We start from the raw sequence: 18744 nt of genomic DNA, 5'->3' as shown, positions 1-18744 counted from the left end.
TCCCGCCAAACGGGAACGGGATTCCGCCGATTGTTTGAGCTTTCCCGCCAAACCTTAATTTGATCGATTTAACACATAGGTTTGGCCGCACTAAACGGGGAGGATTCCGCCGACTTTCCTATTTATTCCGCCGAACTAATCCGGAATTCCGCCGATTTCAAAAGTTATTCCGCCAAACTAGAACACAATTCCGCCAACTCCCCCATTTTTTCCGCCAACCACCCATTTCAAAGCACACAAAAAAGAGCGACCAAAACGTCGCTCTTTATCCAAACTCTATGCCGATGTCGAGAACATGTATTTCTTATAATGATAGCGGATTGAGAAGATTAAGCCGAGGCCTAACATGTTTCCCATCAAGGCACTACCACCGTAGCTAATAAACGGTAAGGGAATACCAGTAATTGGCAGCACGCCAATGGTCATCCCGATATTTTGGAAAACGTGGAAGGTAATCATGCTGATGACCCCTACGCAAATATAAGTATAAAAGTTATTCTTTGTCTCCATTCCAACCTTGGTTATATGGTAAACCAATAGAAAGAACAAACTGATTAATACGCTCGCACCTATGAAGCCATATTCCTCGCCGACGACACTAAAGATAAAGTCGGTCTGGCTCTCGGGTAAGTAGACTTCGCGGTTTCCAAAACCTTTACCGCCCGTCTGCCCTGACCCAATCGCTAACAGGGATTTGGTCAACTGGTAGGCATCCGAACCTTGGTAACTATAGGGGTCAAGCCATGAGTAAATCCGACGGAGCTGGTACTCGCCTACCCCAAGATATTTTTCAAGTAGATCTGGTTTCCATAATACAAAATAAAAAATCGTCCCGATCAGTGCAATCCCGGTGGAAAATAGTGGGGTCAAAAGCTTCCACGATATCCCTGAAATAAAAACCATCCCGATCATAATAGCTAGGAAAACGAGTGAAGTTCCTAAATCTTGCTTGATGATAAATGCTAATGGGACCATTGTGACAATCCCCATCTTCACCAACAGCCAGAAATCGGTCTGCATCGTTTTGATCTGGTTCTTTTGGTGATGATCTTCAATCACGCGTGCAAGAGCCAATATAATGAAGATTTTAACAAACTCAGATGGCTGAATTGTTCCCACTCCAGGTATTTTAAACCAGTTTTTCGCCCCATTGATAACAGGCGCGATACTCTCCGGCGCAACAATTAAAAATCCAAGCAGAAGAAGTCCAAATCCATAAGCATACCAGGTTAACTTTCGTAATTGGTCCGAATCAAGAGTCATAACCCCAGTAATGATTCCACTGCCCACAGCATACCAAAAAATCTGCTTAATTAGAAAGTTCTCCTTGTATTGTCCGCTTGCCTGCGCACTATAAATCGCTAAACAGCTTGCTAGAAATAGTAAAATCAATATAAAAACAAGATTATAATCAAGTTTTGAAGTTTTGTTAGTATTTGAAGTCATATAGGTTCCACCTTACTAAGAAATGCTACATTCCTCCATTATATTTTTATTATCAATAAATCACAACTTCTAAACCATGAATGGTTTGATTTACCTAGAAAGTTCTACTCGTTAAAATAAATCTGCTGTACCTTCCCTGCCATCCATGCCAGATTACTTGGTACCTGTGGAATTCCATATCCGATATAAAGTGGGGTGGTGACAAAACGTGAAACTACCTTGGCATAAATTTTATTTTCTATATGATGGAAAAACAGATTATAGCTTGATGCTTTGAATGGAAAATTATTCAGGATATAATGAACCGCTATTTGCAGGTAATCTGAAAATTTTTCCTGGTAGCTGGAATCCTCCATTTCAATATTGAATTCATAGAAGCCAACACGCGGCTTTGTCGATAGGGTAAACCGGACCCCTTCCTCCTCGGCAATCACAATGCCCTCAAACATTTCATGGGTTACCTTTTCTTTATAATTAATATCATCCAGGCCGATAATTTGCATATGAGGATGGGAGAGCGTACCTCCGGACAATGGTCCATGGTTTTTGAAAAAGATTACCGATTGATAGCGGCCTGTTTCCTCCATGGCTAACCAATGTTTGATGCCAAACCTCATCAGTTTATGTAAATGCTCTTTTGAGTAAGTTGATAATTCACCATGACAATCATCTGTTTCAATTAATACCGTTTGAAAGGTATGTTCTAAAACTGGATATTTATTTTTCAAAAGAATAATTGGTTCGTCCACAGCAATGAGGTTGGTCAGTTGATCTCTTTCGCAAAAAGGACATGCCTGGTCTTTGTTTCGTATATTCTCAGGCTTTTGAACACCAATCGACGTATTAAAATGTAGATGTGAATTTTCCAAATGCGCTTCTCCTCTCGAACGGGTATACTTCTATTTTATGGGAGAGTGCCCTCCAATTGCACTTATTTTGTTTAGTCAGCCAATATTTTCATTGACCTAATTGGAAAGAGAATCCTAAAATAGAGGAGAATTTCATTAAATAGATAATTTTAGCATATCTTTTAAATGTACAGGCTTATCATTTCTTTAGATTGTGAGGGTATTTATGTTAACGAAATTAGAAGCATTTATTCTTGGGATTATTCAAGGTTTAACGGAATTCTTGCCCATTAGCAGTACAGGCCATCTTTATTTAGGAAGAAATTTATTCGGTTTGCAGGAAGCTGGGCTCTTGCTCGATACCATGCTTCATGTCGGCACGTTGTTGGCTGTGTTTGTATTTTATAAGGAAGAATTTATCAAAATTATTAAGAATCCATTTAGTAAGTTAACCTTTTTGCTAATCGTTGGGACGATCCCAGCGGTGGTCTTTGGACTTGCCTTTAAAGATTATATTGATGAAATTTCGAAAACAGGTGTGACAATTGGCTGGGAGTTTTTGATTACGGGAATTTTCCTGTGGCTTGCTGATTCCGTGAAAAATGGCTATAAAAAAATGGATGATATTAGCTATAAGGATGCCCTCATCATTGGGACTTTTCAGGCGGTTGCCATTATGCCGGCGATTTCTCGTTCAGGGATGACCATTGTTGCGGCACTTTGGCGAAAATTAGACCGTGAAACAGCTGCGTATTTTTCCTTCTTATTATCCACTCCTGCGATTGCAGGTGCGATTGTCTTACAAACAAAGGATTTACTCGGCGGTCAAGGGGAAGAGATCTCTCTGTCGGCATTGCTTGTTGGTATTGTTGCTTCTGCTATCTTTGGTTATGTAGCCGTTAAATGGATGATTGGCTATTTGAAGAATCACTCCTTAAAACCATTTGCTATTTATGTGTGGGCCTTAGGCCTGCTCGTGTTATTTTTCCAATTTACGGGTAAATTTTAAAGCAGGAGCAGGTGGAAAAATCAATACGCAAATAAAAGCCCTCGATTCGCAAATAAAAGGGGATTTTTCACAAATAGGAGTAAAATAAACTACCATTTAAAAAAAACAACGAGAAAGCGACCCGATGCAATCGAGTCGCTCTTCTTTACAATGAAACAGGTAGTTTTGCCATTTCTCTAGCTGCTTCGGCGGCTTGTTCCTTCGCTTTTGCCATAATCTCAGGAATCATTTTGGGGAAATGATCCATACCTTCTGCAACAACTGTATCCAGTCTCTCAAAACCAAGGAATTCAAATACTTTTTGTAAGTAGCGGTCGCCCATTTCAAATTCCATCATTGGACCAGATGAGTATATACCGCCACGCGTCTGAATGTGAATGGCTTTTCTACCAGTAAGAAGTCCTTCTGGGCCTTCCGGCGTGTTCGTAAACGTTTTTTCCACAGCTTGTCATTGTTGTAAATGGTGAAGTGAAACAAGTGGGACCAACCAAACGCGTTCTTGACCAACCGAATACCTTCACTGCCTCCTTCCTAAACGAGTGGAAAAAGTTTTATCCTATTGCACGTTAATTAGCAGTTCTGTTCGGAACTGCTATTTTCTAGTGGAAGGTAAAGAACGCCCCTGCTCACTGCAGAGGCATTCTAGTCTTTCTGCGGAAACCACAATGTCACGCTCGTTCCCTTATTCAGCCTGCTTTTTACTTTAATGACGCCTTTATGAGCATCCATTAAAGCTTTAACGATCGAGAGCCCGATTCCGACTCCCCCTGTTTTACGATCACGGGATTTATCACCGCGATAGAAGCGTTCAAATATATGCGGAATATCGTCCTCTGCCATTCCTGCGCCTTCATCTTGAATCTTAAAGCCAACATTGCCTTCCATGTCTGTTTGCACAGAGAGGGTGACATTTTTTCCTTCTGGGGTATACTTCAGGGCATTATTAAGGATGTTTGACAGAATTTGCATTAACCGATCCTTGTCTGCTTCAAATAATTCGTCCTCGGCAGGTTCTTTAATCAGGAGATGAACACCCTTCTCTTTAAACAAGGGCTGGAACATCTCAAATAACGCCGCCAGCACACTTCCTGCATCTAATTCGATTTTTTCCAGTCTGATCTGAGGATTTTCGGCCGCCAGCAGCTTTTCTAATTCATTAACGAGCCTAACTAACCGCATTAACTCTTCATGTGTTGTCTGCAATCGCTGCGGCGTTGGCTCCCAAATACCGTCCTGAAATGCCTCAATTTGACTTCTCAATGTCGCAAGCGGTGTACGGAGTTCATGTGCTAGGTCACCTGTAAAATGCTTTCGCAAATTTTCTTCCTTTGCCAATGACACGGCCAAATTATTAAACGAGATCGCAATATCCTTTACCTCGGTTGGCAAACCGGTTAATGGAATCCGAATATCAAGATTATGATTCTGTAGTTCATTTGCTGCAAACGAAAGCTTCTGTAACCCTGAGGTGAGCTTCTTTGAAAAAAGCATACTAAATATAATCGCCAAAACAATCGTCAAACAAACAGCCGCATAAATGTATAATTGGATCGTTTGAATAAACGTATATTCATCATCAATTAAGCCCTTAGGATAGATGGCGACGAGTTTCCCAATGATTTGATTCTCTACCCTCAGTGTATAGGTCTTGGAATGCCACTCTTCCCCATTTGGAGCAGGTTCCGTTAATCCGAAGCTGTTTAGCATGCCGCGAATGTTGGATGAATCCATTTGCAATTGCCCTAAACGATCATAAAGTTGAAAATAAAGTTGATCGGTCATCGCATGTTCGTGTAAGAGGCCAAATACCGGGTCGCTCGTAAAGTGGCCGTTTTTTTTATAATCCTTTTCAATTTCCGCGATGATTCGATCAATCTTCTTTTCCCGATTTCGATCTAAGTAGCTATTAAAGCTCTCCTCAAAACCATACTGGATGAAAAAACTAACGATGATGATGGCAATCATCGAGATGAGGATTAAATAAAATAGTATCTTAGACCGGAGCGTTTGCAGCATCTAATACCCCTCCAAATTTATACCCCATTCCGAAAACCGTCACGATAAAATCTGGCTGCCGTGAATCCCTCTCAATTTTTTTACGAAGATTTTTGATATGGGTATCTACACTGCGTTCATAGCCATCATAATACATGCCTTCATCCTGAATTTTTTCGAGCAAATCCATCCGGCTGTAAACCCGGCCAGGATTTACTGCCATATTGGTTAATAGCTTATATTCGATTGGTGTTAAGGTAATGTTGTCTCCGTTTGCGGTTACTTCTTTTTTAATTAAGTCAATGATCAGCTTTTTGCGATTGAATTCAAGTCGTTCCACTTTTTCCGTCTTTTTTACACGTCTTAAAATCGCTTGAACACGCACCACTACTTCCCGTGGGCTGAACGGTTTGGTTAAGTAATCATCTGCGCCCATCACGATTCCATTAATTCGGTCATCTTCTGCTGATTTGGCCGTCAACATCAGAATGGGTACATCCGATTCTTTTCGAACCAGACGGCAGACTTCTTCACCAGAAATATCCGGCAGCATTAAATCTAGTATAATTAAATCTGGGTTTAGGGCTTTTACCTTTTTCAAAGCATCAATACCATTATCTGCGCAATGAATTTCATAGCCTTCCCTTTCTAAATAGGCTTCAAGAACTTCTATTATTCTACGTTCATCGTCTACTAATAATATTTTCATTTTAACCACTCCCCACATATTAAATATATCATTCCAAGTCTGTGATGTTTGTAACTTCACAAATTCACCACAAGTTCTTCATAACATCTTCAATTTTTCTCGGTAAGATGGGGGTGTAGTTAGAAAGAGGCGATCACTAGAAGGACTCCCAAGTTTGTAGTTATCCCCTCTGTGATGAAGTACATGGTCCAAGGCCATCTTACTCATCCCAAATTTAACCTCTCTTTTTTAAATAGTCAGGGCGCCCCACCGATGGGGCGCCCACTTTTTTTATTTTAGCTGTGTTAAAGGTTATAGTTGATATTCCTTTATTTTAAAAATTTGCTACAATATGAAGCTCTTAACCGGCAGACGATATAGTATGCTAGGAGAGTGAGGTGCTCAAATTTATGAATAAAATCTCAATTAAGATTGGCGTTCTTTTTTTTCTAGCGATATTTATATTAGAATGCATTTTAATGGTTTTTTTGCACAATAATATTATTCATTCCCGGGTGCATGAAGAGTTAACTTCACTCCAAACACGCGGAAATAATCATCGTGAGATCCTTGAGGCATCCTTTCATGATGAAACCATTCGACACATAGCCATAATGGAGGCGCGGACGGATACACAGGTGATTTTAACCAAGCCCGATGGAACCATTTATATGTCATCCAATCGTGTGACAGACGATATGAAAACGATCATGAAAGCCGTGCCAAAACCCATTCCGCACGAAGGATTTATTTTAGAGAACGACTGGAAAAATAAGGCCTATATTGCTTCTGTCAGTCCGGTAATCATAGATGATCATTTTACTGGGTATGTCTTTATGTTTCAAAATACCGAAAAAATCAAAGAGATGATTTCTGGATTAAACCAGCATTTTCTGATTGCTGGTCTGCTTTCCCTGTTGTTTATGATTATCATCATTATTACGCTAACACGCTATGTCACCCAACCGCTCATTCAAATGAGTGAAGCAACCAAACGAATCAGCAAGGGCGATTTCTCCGTGTCCTTACCGAAGCTTGGCAAGGACGAAATGGGGGAACTTGGGGAATCGATTAAGGTGTTAGCAAGTGATTTAGAAATGCTAAAAAACGAACGGAATGAGTTTCTCGCAAGCATCTCGCACGAGCTCCGTACTCCACTGACTTATATTAAGGGCTATGCAGATATCGCCCGACGCCAAGAAACCATTGGTGAGGACAGAGATAAATATTTAGGGATTATTTTTGAAGAGACAGGCAAGCTATCGAAACTAGTTAAGGAATTATTCAATCTCGCAAAAATGGATGAGAATACTTTTTCGATTGAAAAAGAAAAGGTTCATTTACGGCCTTATTTTCAATCTATCATCGAAAAAGTTACCCCTGCACTCAAAGAAAATCATATGGACCTTGTTCTAGAATGCTCAGTTGATCTTTATATGTTCCTAGATCCAATACGATTCGAACAGGTTATTCTCAATCTGATTGATAATGCACGTAAATATTCGGAACCAAATTCTAAAATCCGTGTCGAAGTTAGGAATATTAGTGGAAGAGTTCATATGAAGATTCAAGATGAAGGAATGGGAATCCCTGGAGAGGACTTGCCGCGCATTTTTGAACGGTTCTACCGCGTTGATAAATCTAGGACCCGTGCACTCGGTGGAACAGGGCTGGGACTGTCAATTGTTAAACAATTAGTTGAGGCACATGGAGGTACAATCAAGGTAACAAGCAAGCCAAATAACGGGACCGCATTTGAGATGATCTTATAAAAGGTAAAAAGACACCAGGCATGCCCGGTGTCTTTTTTACTTTTTACTTATGGATCCAAACTGCACCAGCAGAGTTGTCTTTTGCTTCGCCGATGACTTGGAACTGAAGACCGAAGTTAGGAACTTTGCGTCCAGCATCTGGAATCAACTCATTAGAGTAAGTTTTAGAGTCATCAAATGATGTTACGCCTGAAAGTCCTTTGTAATCAAAGATTCCACGAGAAGGTGAATTAATATACCATGCAGGTGACTTGTCTAATGAGAAGGCCGCATCTGCAACTTGGTAGCGTGTACTTTGACTTACTGAAGTCTTGCCGTTTAGAGTACCAATTATTGCTTCAGGATGGGCATCGACTACACCAAGGAATCCTTCTCCTGGGTGAACACCTACCCAGTTATCAGTATATGAATCATCTGCATACCAAACTACTAAACCAGTATTATATTTAACACCTCGAGAGAATTGCAGTGCTGTGTCGGAACCTGCATAGTTTCTCCACTCTAAGTAGTAGTAGTGATCTTTCAAGAAAATACCGTCTGTCTGAGTAAAACCATTAAGCATTACAGCAGGTGTACCTTCAGCGCCATCAGTGAATACGCCATTACCGTCAACAGTCAGTTTCAGCTCGTCCATTGCAAGACCTTCAGGAGCTAAACCGCCATCAGTTACATATTCAAAAGCTAGTTTTACTTTCTTGCCGGCAAATTGACTTAAATCATATGATACATCTATCCATTTTCCATTTGTAGTGTCCATACCATCAGCAACGTTTGTATCCCCGATTTTATCTAGTTCTACTTCTTCACCATCCACCAATGCATTTACATATACATAGTCATAATCATACTCAACTTCATAATTTGCCTTATACGAAAATTCAGCATTTGTAGCATTTGTAAGATCCAATTCAGGAGTTACAAGTGTGGTATGAAGGTCATCCCCTTTTTGGCTGTAGTAGTATTTGCTACCAAAAGTAGTTTGAATACCCTTTACTACTTTTTTCGGAAGATTAACCTTTACAATACCTGGGTTCTTTGATTTTGTGACACTTTGGTCTATAACTGCCGCACCACCGTTTTTATCGATGTCTGCATAGTTCACTTCCGTAATATTGGCCCAGTTGCCGCCGATTGTTTTTTGGAAGAAGTCTTTATTTTGCGGTGAGAAGCTTGGTGGTTGGGTACCAGCGATATGACCGCTCCAGCTGCCGCCACTCATGATAGACCATTGCTCAACTGGCTCACCGTTACCAGTATACTGAGTATCATACTCATCTGGAAGACCTAAGTCATGACCAAACTCGTGCGCAAATACGCCAGTAGCCCCATCTTCTGGTTCAATGGTGTAGTCAAATGCAGCCATTTGTCCTCCCCAATAAGGGACCGCAGCAGTTGTACCAGGTACTCGATAAGGAGCGTTGCCAACAACCGAACGGTGTGACCAGATTGCATCGTCACCAAGCTTGCCGCCTCCTGCTTCCTGTCCAACTCCGGAGTGAAGAACCATCAAGTGGTCTACAAGTCCATCCGGCTCGTTCTGGTTTCCATCACCATCAAGATCATATTGATCAAAATGGTCGTAATCAGCTAAGTTAATCCCTGATTGAGCCGCTGCAACCAATGCATCCCTAACAAGACCACGAGCACCTTTTGTTCCAGGCGCATTATCATGACCTCCTGCCGAATTGTCGCCACCGTATTCAGCAGCATTCCCTGGCACCTTCAACCAGTTTGAAACCTCTCCGGAAACAGTGTAGCTTCCGCCAGATTGCTCTTCATAATATTGTTTAAAAGTCTTAATCTTCTCACCGTTGAAAAGGGTGAAATCTTCATCGCCAAAAAGCATTTTTTGATAGTGCTCGCGATTGAAATCATCAGCCCACATATAACCAGGTTCTTGGTCAATGTTATTGTGTGCGAAATCTGCATATTCAACAAGCAGCACAAGTACTTTATCTTCGCGTATTGCTCCGTTATAGTTTGCTTGTGTAGCAGAATTTACTTTTACTGTACCTGTTGGTTTACCCTTTTTAAAGTTTTCATGACCCTTTTCAAGTTGTTTAGCAAGCTTGTCCTTCTGTTTTGTAACAAAGTCCTTTGCTTTCTTGTCAAATTCCTTCTGCTCTTTTGTTATTGCCTTTTCTGATTTGCCAGGCTTTTCACCCTGTTTTTTCTTTATGTAAGCTTTAACTGCTTTTGTTACGTCTTCCTGACTAGCACTCTTAGAAATTAGACCCCTTTTTTCCAATGCCTTTGCAAGTCTGTCCTGATCGACAATATTCAAGTCAATCGATGCAGATTCTGCTGCATTTACTGTTTTGGCCGACACTGGTGTTGCTTTTGGCCCAGCAAATGTACCTGCGAATAATGTCGTCGCAAGTAGAGTAGTAGCGGCGACGCTGGAAAATACCTTTAAACCACTTTTCTTCTTCAAATATGTTGCCCCCTAATAATAAATATGGTGTTTAACGTTTTCAGAAGAGTCTGATTTGAATTTTAACAAGGAGAAGTAATATTGTAAATATTTTAAATATTGTGTATTATAGGTAAGAATTCAGGTAAAATCTATTATCAATGACCAACATTTACCATTAACTCGAGTAGTTTCACCTGAATTAAAAAGGAGTTTTATAGGAATAAATGACCTAAAAATCTCTAATTGCGACAAAATACTTATAATTTCGAGCTTCTAGATTTAATTCTTATTACCTACAAAAAAAGTAAAAAATTGTTCACCGAGGACCAAATGGATAGACTTCATTATTTTAATAATGATTAAAGAACTACTCTTCCCCAGCAACGCACCAAAGTAATAAAGCATTACTCTGATTCTTTTGGTAAAATATCTAAAACTATTGTTATTGTAATAGAATAATAATCTTAATTAGTTTAAAAGCAAAAAAAGAAAATCCTTATCGAATGTGATAAGGATTTTCTTTTTTATTCGGCTTTTTTAACTTCATTGGTTAATTCCTCAATACTTTTTCTTATATTTCCTTTTCCTGAGTAGTTTTCAATGAGTTCCTTCACGTCAATACCGCTTGAAGCCTTAAGTGACTCCTGAAGACTCGCCATCAAGTTGGTTGCATAGCTGGTGATTTTATTAGCGCCACCGCTTTCTCCAGAGCCGCCTCCAGTATCAACGACTGTAATCTTATCAATATTGGACAATGGCGCCGCCACTTGCTTCGCATATTCTGGCAACATTTTAATGACCATGTCCAGGATAGCCGCTTGACCAAATTGTTCAAATGCTTCAGCAATTTTTTCTTTTGCTTCCGCTTCGGCTAAACCTTTGAGGCGAATAATTTCCGCTTCGGTTGATCCCTGCGCTTTTTGGGCCTCTGCTTTAGCTAGGCCATCCAAACGAATTCGCTCGGCTTCTGCTTTTGCCATTGCTTCAATCCGATATTTATTGGCCTCAGCTGCAGCAATTTCCTTGGCCTTATTTGCTTCCGCGGATTGTTCCACGGAATAACGGTCAGCGTCAGCCTTTTTCTTCACTTCCGAGTCATATTGCCGTTCGCGGCGTTGAATTTCTTTTTCTTCTAATTCTATTTGTTTTTGTCTTTCAATAATCTTAATTTGCATTTCTTGTTCCATGACATCCTGTTTGGATCTTGCCGTTTCCAGATCGTATGCCTGGTCGGCACGGGCCTTGGCAATATCTTGTTCGCGTCTAAACTCAGCCACTTTTAATTGGTTGACCTTTTCCGCTTCGGCAATTTCTGTTGCTCGCTCTAATTCATTTCGCTTGGCTTCTTTCGCTGCCTCTGCTTTTTTAATCCGAGTTTCTTTTTCGGCTTCTGCCGTTGCGATATCCGCATCTCTTTTTACTTGTGCAATCCTCGGCTTACCTAGTGAATCCAGGTAACCATTTTTGTCACGGACGTCCTTTATCGTAAACGACACAATCACCAAGCCCATTTTGGCTAAGTCCTGTGAGGCAACCCTTTGGACCTCTTGGGAGAATTTATCCCGGTTTTTATAAATTTCTTCGACGGTCATCGAACCAAGAATCGAACGCAGATGTCCTTCAAGTACTTCTCGTGCTTCATTCTCACGGTCTTCCTTAGGTTTTCCGAGGAACTGTTCCGCTGCAGTTGCAATTTCACTAATTGAGCCGCCAATTTTAATAATCGCTACCCCGTCGGCCATTACAGGTACACCTTGCTCGGTATAAACCTCAGGAGTTGTTACCTCCAGTTTACTAGATAGTAAGCTTAGCGGTTTAGCTTGTTGGAAGACGGGTAAAATAAACGTACCCCCGCCGCGGATGATTTTAATTTTATTCCCAGACTCGTCGACATGGACATTTCCGTTACCAAGGAAGCTGCCGGTCACGATTAAGGCCTCATCCGGTCCGGCCGTTCTGTATTTCGTAATAAAAACACCGATTAACGCAAGTAAAATAAGAACAACTATTCCAATGAATACCCAGATAATATTGAATTCCATCTCCTAAAACCTCCCTATAAAAAACTCTCTAATTGATGATGTACCGTTACTTGCAGGACACCTTTTTCTACCTGGACAATCAGCACTTTTGTTCCACTCTCAATCAGGTCTCCATCAAAGCTTGATGCTGGCTTAGCAATTCTGCCGCTTGTACTGTCAATCATCACTTCCCCAAACCCGTCAACAGGAATGGTCGTGATGACCGTCCCAATCCTGCCCCGCAGGTCTGCTTCTTTATAGACAAGTGATTCCTCCGCAGACGAGAGCGGGATAAGCACAAAAACATTTAATAACGATACAACAATAAAGGCCGCAACTGCAGAAATGCCTAAAATCAGTAAATAATGGAATGATGATAGCCGTTCAAACAGATAACCGCTCGCAGACAAGATTGTCACGAAAGCAAAGATCAGGACCGGGTTAAGAAAATCGATTCCCTCTCCAAATCCATGAAAATGGAAAACATCTGCAAATAACACATACAAAACGGTTAAAACCCCTGCAATTATTAATCCATATAAATAAATCGTTTCTAAAGGAATGCTGAATGGTTCCATGCGCATCCATCCTTCTTATTCATTTAAAAAATTTAGGTTAATCCTTTAAGTACGTAACCACCACTCCTCATCCATAAGCATCCATCCCTTCCTATGTATCTACCTTTAATACGGTTATATTATGGAAAAGTTTCACTTTTTTCTAAAAATTTACCTGTTTCATTCAAGATTCGATACTGCTTGTCAAAATCCTTCCTCACGGATATGGAGAATTTATGAACAATTCTTCATAAAAATAAAAAAGTGCCATAGCACTTAGCTACAACACCTTATTGAATCATATTCAAGAACTTCCTTGTTCGTTCTTCTTTTGGATTAGTAAAGATCTCTTCTGGCTTGTTCCTCTCAACAATCACACCTTGATCCATGAAAATGACCTCATCGGCCGCTTCACGGGCAAAGCGCATTTCATGGGTAACCACAATCATCGTCATCCCCTCACCAACCAGGTCTTTCATAACCTTTAACACCTCTCCAACGAGTTCGGGATCAAGGGCAGAGGTCGGCTCGTCAAAAAGCATCACTTCCGGTTCCATGGCTAGTGCCCGGGCAATACCGACACGCTGCTGCTGACCGCCGGAAAGCTGGGCGGGAAAGTAATCTACCTTATCACCAAGTCCTACTTTTTCAAGGAGTGCCTGTGCTTTTTTCCGTGCAATCTCTTTACTCTCGCCTTTAACAATGATGGGACCTTCCATGACGTTTTGAAGAGCAGTTTTGTGCGGGAAGAGATTATAGCTTTGAAAAACCATCCCCGTTAAGCGCCGAAACGAGGCGACTTGTTTTTTCGGTACACTTTTTGAAAAATCCAAGCTTTGTCCTTCGATGGAGACGATTCCTTTGTTCGGTGTTTCAAGCACATTCAAACACCGAAGCATCGTTGTCTTACCGGAACCCGATGGACCGATCACTACAACTACTTTTCCTTTTTCAACGTCTAGGTCAATCCCTTTTAAGACCTCTAGCTGACCAAATTGCTTATATAAACCTTTAATTGAAATCATCGTAATACTCCCTCATTAAGACGTGTACCGGTCCATTCTCTTTTCCAAATATCCTTGCACGATAGAAAGGAAAAAGCAAATAACCCAATAAAAAAGTGCTGCTTCTACATAAACCAATAAAAATTCATAGGTGGTTGAAGCAATTTCTTGGGCCCGGCGAAACATCTCTGTTACAAGGACAACTGACGCAAGAGAAGTGTCTTTTACAAGACTAATAAATGAATTCGATAATGGCGGTATGGATACTCTTGCTGCCTGCGGCAGGATAATCCTCTTTAATGCTTGGGTGTAGGTCATTCCGATCGAATAACCAGCTTCCCACTGGCCCTTAGGAATGGAGATAATCGCAGCTCGAATGATTTCTGAAGCATAAGCCCCAACACTTAGTGAGAAACCAATGACCGCGGATATAAATGGATCCAGGGTCACTCCTATATTAGGAAGTCCATAAAAAATAATGAATAACTGAACCAGTAATGGAGTGCCGCGAATCGCTGAAACATAAAACCTGGCTATCCCTTGAAAGAGTTTTACCTGAGAAATTCGGGCAAGAGCAGTTAGCACCGCCAGAATAATCCCGATAATAAACGAAATGATTGTTAATGGAATAGTATTCATAACAGCACCCTCCAGCAGCGGCCGGAGGGAAGTTTTTGCAATCTCGATTAATCTATCTGCTCGTTCTGGGTCAGCAAAAATACTATTTAAGTACATCTTCACCAAACCATTTCTCAGAGATTTTTTTGTAGGTGCCATCATCGACGATATCTTTTAACACCTTATTCACTTCGTCGACTAGCGTATCACTATTCTTTCTAAACATAAAACCGCTTGAAGAAGCATCATCTGCGGTTGCGACAACCTTGATTGGCGCATCTGGCTTTTGTTTTTTATAGTCTAAAAATGAAAGCTTATCGTTAATTGTCACATCAACACGTTTTTGGGCAAGGAGCTCAACTGCTTGTTGGAAACCATCCACTCCAACTATTTTAGCTCCATATTTCTTTGCCATATCTGCGTAATTACTTGTCATCGATTGAGCCGCATTTAAACCTTTGATATCTTCAAAGCTTTTCACTTTATCGTTATCTTTATGGGCAATCAGGACACCTGCAGAAGTAATATATGGATCTGAGAAATCATATTTTTCCTGACGGTCTGGACGAATTCCAACCTCGTTCGCAATAATATCAAAACGCTTTGCATCTAATCCTGCAAACATCGCATCCCACTGTGTTTCTTTAAATTCAGGTTTAACCCCAATTCGTTTGGCAACCTCAGTCGCAAGATCCACATCAAATCCCGTTAGCTTGCCACTAGTATCATGGAAAGTAAATGGAGGATACGTACCTTCTGTTCCAATTAATAGTGTTCCTTCATCTTTTACCTTTTTCAATAAATCGTTACCTGCTTTTTCAGCAGTCTTGTTGTCAGTTTTGTTATTATCTTTATCGGCATTATCCTTGCCGCAAGCTGACAGTACTAACATAAAGCTAAATAAAAGTGCGAAAATAAGTGAAAGTTTTTTCACTGATGAAACCCCCTAATTCTGATTGTTTTTATCGGATTTAATCATATTACACAGATTGACTTATGTCAAAGGAAAAGTTGTGCACGAAATTAAAATTATTTTACCCTTTTTTACAAAATAAAAACCCATCAGAGGAATTCTGATAGGCTAAAAAATTATTATGCTGATAAAGCTTTCTTTTGTTCCATGTTAGCGGTCTTTTTACTTCTCCAAAGTGGTCCATAAAAGAGGACACCGCTCGCTATTAAGATCATCCCATAAGTGAAGGTTTTAATATCAGCTGTTCCAGCGATAATAACCCACACCGAATAAATGGTCGCAAGCAAGGCAATAATTCCATCGGTAATCCTTGAACGATCCCCTATATAGGTCTCTCCTGTCACAACTAATTTTAACTGGTAAACCGAAGAGATAAAGTAAGGCACCAAGTAGGATAACGTTGCAATGACTATAACGAATCCAAAGGCATCTGAAATGGATTTTGATACCGTTGAAAAAATAAACAATTGTCCTAAACCATTCGAGACAATCATGGAAAATAACGGAATTCCTTTTTTGTTTTCTTTTTTGAAAGATGGAAGGAATAATCCTTGCTTCGCTGCTTGATATGGTACTTCTGCACTTAACATTAACCAGCCAATCGTTGAACCGAATAAGCTGATTAACCCGATCCCTGCTAATACTTTCCCAGCAATAGGTCCTAAGACAGTTGAAATAGCATCAATTAGCGGCTTATCAGAATGCATAAGCGTGGTTTGGTCTAACATTCCCATTACTAAGGTGCTGATACCGATGTAAATCCCAAGGGCAATAAATAATCCAAGGATAGTGGCACGTTTAACATCCGTTTGTTTTCTAGCACGCGAAGCAAACACAACTGCAGATTCGACCCCAATAAATGCCCACAATGTATTAACAGCAGCACTGTTCACTTGACTCATCATTCCAATTGCATGACCAGCTTCGTCCATTCTAACGGCCATGAACGGAAGGATATTGCTTTTTTCAAATGCAAATAAACCGACAATAATAAACAGAATAAATCCGGCAATTTTAGCTGCAGTTGCAGCAAAATTCAGCTTTCCGGCACTTTCAATCCCACGCAGGATAATAAAGTGAATTCCCCAGAGCAGGAGGGAACATACAAGAAAAGTTAATCCATTACCGACCTTAAGTGTAAATCCGCCAATGGTAAACCAATCCGCCTGGCTTGTTAAGATCGGGAAAAAGGTTGATAAATAACCAGCAAAGGTTGTAATCATCGCAACATTCCCGGCAAGGTTACCGATCCAATATCCCCAAGAAGACATAAAACCAGATAGGATTGATGCGTGTGAACCTGGTTTAAATAATTCCTTTGCATATATTTGTGGACCGCCAGTTATATTTGGTTTTCGAATCGCAAGGTTACCAAATACAAGAGCTGTCATTAATACACCAAGGCCTGTTACGAGCCATGCTGAGATCACACCAGCAGGACTCGCTGCTTCAGATAGCGAGCTTGGCAGCATAAAAATCCCTGAACCGACCATGTTTCCGACAACAAGAGCGGTTAAAACCCAAAAACCTAATTTATTTGCGTTCCCCATGGTGTAATCCCTCTCTCTAATAAGGTTTTATTTTATATTAAAAAAATGTTTTTTTAGTTATTTACTTGAATAAGCATTAAAACACTTTATTAAATATAAGACCCGTCAAGGATTGTGTCAACGGGAAATTTTATCCTGATAAAGTATTAAAGAAGTAAATTGACAAAAAAAATAGTAAGTACCCATTGCAATGGATTACATTACTATTTTATAGTTCATCCTTATTGGAATGGGATATCTTCGACAGTTCCCATTATAGTCTTTTTTTGATTCCCTTCAAGAGTGGGTTTCATGGAAACATGGAATGGTTTTTTTCCAAGTCATCTAGTTCAAACCACATCCGCTTTCTATTTCCACCAACCATCAAACATTGTAACTGGAAGTTGGCGTTTATGTTCAGTCATGAGATAGCGCTGTTCTATTTTGTCAGCTACCTCTTTTGAAACGGACTTGCCTTCCAAATAGTCGTCGAGTTCATCATAGCTGATACCTAATTCCGTCTCATCGGCCTGTCCAGGTTTTTGGTCCAGCAGGTCTGCAGTAGGTGTTTTTAAATATAAACGTTCATCTGCACCCAGTTCTTTTAACAGAGCTTTCCCTTGCCGCTTCGATAATCCGCTCAATGGAAGAATGTCAGCTCCGCCATCGCCATACTTTGTATAGAAACCTGTTACGGCTTCAGCTGCATGATCTGTCCCAATAACCAGCAGCCCCTCCATACCACCAATCGCATATTGAGCAATCATTCTCATTCGAGCCTTTACATTTCCTTTTTGATAATCACTTAGAGGTGCCCCCTGATAGCTTTCATCATATTCTTTTTTGACTTCATCTACGGATGATTTGATGTTAAAGACTGTCTCACGGTCAGCGCGGATAAAGGCTAATGAACGCTTAGCATCTTCCTCGTCTTGTTGGACGCCATAAGGAAGACGAACAGCGATAAATAAGGCATCAGTTCCTTCGCTCCGCAGCTCTTCCACCGCTAGTTGGGCGAGCCGGCCTGCAAGCGTTGAATCTTGACCACCGCTTATTCCCAGCACATAACCCTTGGCCTTTGTTTTTAATAGGTAATTTTTTAAGAAATCAATCCGTTTCCTAATTTCTTCTTGCGGATGGATGGTCGGATTGACATTTAAATCCTTCAAAATCTGTGCTTGTAAACTCATTTACTGTACCTCCTGACAAACAATCGATATATTAATTAATGTACCACAAATACTTCGATTTCACTAAAATGGAGAGAAAATAGAAACTTGGGTAAATTAACGTAGACAATTAATGGAGGGATTAGGATGGATGCAAAAACATGTAATGAATCTCGAGTGGTCAGAACAAGTAGGATTTTTCCTAATGATGTAAATAACCATAATACCTTGTTTGGGGGAAAGCTAATCAGCGATATCGATATGATCGCCTCTATTTCGGCCGTCAGACATTCCAGAGCGGAGTGTGTTACGGCTTCGATTGATTCCGTCGACTTTCTTAGTCCGATTACACCAAAGGATTCGGTTTGCATTGAAACATTTGTTTCCTCAACCGGAACATCTTCGATGGAGATTTTCGTTAAGGTAATTGCAGAAAATCTAATGTCTGGTGATAGAAAAATTGCTGCCACCGCCTTTTTAACCTTTGTCGCCCTAGATGAAAACGGCAAACCGACAAAGGTCCCAGGTATCATTCCTGAAACCGAAGAAGAGAAAAAGCTGTTTGAAACAGGCAAAGAAAGATCAGAAAAACGGAAAGAACACAGAAAAAGCAGTAAAGAGTTGGCAAGCGTACTGACCATACATAAACCATGGGAATAAGAAAAGCGGAAGCGCCTTGGTCAGGGAAAAAAGTAGTTC

At 40.5% G+C, this 18744-nt stretch carries 16 protein-coding genes; 3 read left to right on the top strand and 13 right to left on the bottom strand.

What is annotated here, in order from left to right:
* Positions 1-276: 276 nt before the first annotated feature.
* Both V7137_RS18895 and V7137_RS18890 read right to left on the bottom strand, forming a co-directional pair.
* Complete coding sequence (locus V7137_RS18895) at positions 277-1446, bottom strand: FtsW/RodA/SpoVE family cell cycle protein (protein WP_335699509.1); 1170 nt, start codon at positions 1444-1446, stop codon at positions 277-279.
* A 104-nt stretch (positions 1447-1550) separates the two neighbouring features.
* Complete coding sequence (locus V7137_RS18890) at positions 1551-2315, bottom strand: DUF4931 domain-containing protein (protein WP_335699508.1); 765 nt, start codon at positions 2313-2315, stop codon at positions 1551-1553.
* A 205-nt stretch (positions 2316-2520) separates the two neighbouring features.
* Here V7137_RS18890 and V7137_RS18885 point away from each other — a divergent pair, with 205 nt between their 5' ends.
* A complete protein-coding gene (locus tag V7137_RS18885; RefSeq protein WP_335699507.1) occupies positions 2521-3303 on the top strand; it encodes an undecaprenyl-diphosphate phosphatase in 783 nt (260 codons plus the stop codon).
* Between the two features lie 145 nt (positions 3304-3448).
* On the opposite strand, the gene V7137_RS18880 is transcribed toward V7137_RS18885, so the two are convergent.
* The 3 genes from V7137_RS18880 to V7137_RS18870 form a co-directional block, all read right to left on the bottom strand.
* The gene (locus tag V7137_RS18880) at positions 3449-3745 is read right to left on the bottom strand and encodes an NAD(P)H-dependent oxidoreductase (RefSeq protein WP_335699506.1); all 297 of its coding nucleotides are present in this window, start codon (positions 3743-3745) and stop codon (positions 3449-3451) included.
* 200 nt (positions 3746-3945) lie between these two features.
* A complete protein-coding gene (locus V7137_RS18875) occupies positions 3946-5319 on the bottom strand; it encodes a HAMP domain-containing sensor histidine kinase (protein ID WP_335699505.1) in 1374 nt (457 codons plus the stop codon).
* Positions 5297-6007, bottom strand: coding sequence for a response regulator transcription factor (locus V7137_RS18870; RefSeq protein ID WP_335699504.1), 711 nt, complete (start codon positions 6005-6007; stop codon positions 5297-5299). The genes V7137_RS18875 and V7137_RS18870 overlap by 23 nt, the downstream gene beginning before the upstream one ends.
* 389 nt (positions 6008-6396) lie before the next feature.
* Here V7137_RS18870 and V7137_RS18865 point away from each other — a divergent pair, with 389 nt between their 5' ends.
* Positions 6397-7758, top strand: coding sequence for a sensor histidine kinase (locus V7137_RS18865; protein WP_335699503.1), 1362 nt, complete (start codon positions 6397-6399; stop codon positions 7756-7758).
* Positions 7759-7801: 43 nt separating this feature from the next.
* Here the strand turns inward: V7137_RS18865 and V7137_RS18860 are convergent, their stop codons facing one another.
* The 8 genes from V7137_RS18860 to nadE form a co-directional block, all read right to left on the bottom strand.
* Positions 7802-10192, bottom strand: coding sequence for an immune inhibitor A domain-containing protein (locus tag V7137_RS18860; RefSeq protein WP_335699502.1), 2391 nt, complete (start codon positions 10190-10192; stop codon positions 7802-7804).
* A 506-nt stretch (positions 10193-10698) separates the two neighbouring features.
* On the bottom strand, positions 10699-12216 hold the full coding sequence (locus tag V7137_RS18855; protein ID WP_335699501.1) for a flotillin family protein: 1518 nt from the start codon (positions 12214-12216) through the stop codon (positions 10699-10701).
* 14 nt (positions 12217-12230) lie between these two features.
* On the bottom strand, positions 12231-12773 hold the full coding sequence (locus V7137_RS18850) for an NfeD family protein (protein WP_335699500.1): 543 nt from the start codon (positions 12771-12773) through the stop codon (positions 12231-12233).
* A 269-nt stretch (positions 12774-13042) separates the two neighbouring features.
* Positions 13043-13777 carry an amino acid ABC transporter ATP-binding protein gene (locus V7137_RS18845; RefSeq protein WP_335699499.1) on the bottom strand — a complete coding sequence of 245 codons (735 nt, stop codon included), beginning with the start codon at positions 13775-13777 and terminating at the stop codon, positions 13043-13045.
* A 15-nt stretch (positions 13778-13792) separates the two neighbouring features.
* Positions 13793-14491, bottom strand: coding sequence for an amino acid ABC transporter permease (locus V7137_RS18840; RefSeq protein WP_335699510.1), 699 nt, complete (start codon positions 14489-14491; stop codon positions 13793-13795).
* A complete protein-coding gene (locus V7137_RS18835) occupies positions 14478-15308 on the bottom strand; it encodes an amino acid ABC transporter substrate-binding protein (protein WP_335699498.1) in 831 nt (276 codons plus the stop codon). Before V7137_RS18835 ends, V7137_RS18840 begins: the two co-directional genes overlap by 14 nt.
* 158 nt (positions 15309-15466) lie before the next feature.
* Positions 15467-16897, bottom strand: coding sequence for an amino acid permease (locus tag V7137_RS18830; protein WP_335699497.1), 1431 nt, complete (start codon positions 16895-16897; stop codon positions 15467-15469).
* 347 nt (positions 16898-17244) lie between these two features.
* On the bottom strand, positions 17245-18066 hold the full coding sequence (gene nadE, locus V7137_RS18825) for an ammonia-dependent NAD(+) synthetase (RefSeq protein ID WP_335699496.1): 822 nt from the start codon (positions 18064-18066) through the stop codon (positions 17245-17247).
* A gap of 126 nt (positions 18067-18192) precedes the next feature.
* Here nadE and V7137_RS18820 point away from each other — a divergent pair, with 126 nt between their 5' ends.
* Positions 18193-18705, top strand: coding sequence for an acyl-CoA thioesterase (locus V7137_RS18820; RefSeq protein WP_335699495.1), 513 nt, complete (start codon positions 18193-18195; stop codon positions 18703-18705).
* The last annotated feature ends 39 nt before the right edge of the window (positions 18706-18744 follow it).

This window comes from Neobacillus drentensis (genome assembly GCF_036962765.1).
Classification (GTDB): domain Bacteria; phylum Bacillota; class Bacilli; order Bacillales; family Cytobacillaceae; genus Neobacillus; species Neobacillus drentensis_C.
This window is presented reverse-complemented; position numbering and strand designations above follow the sequence as displayed.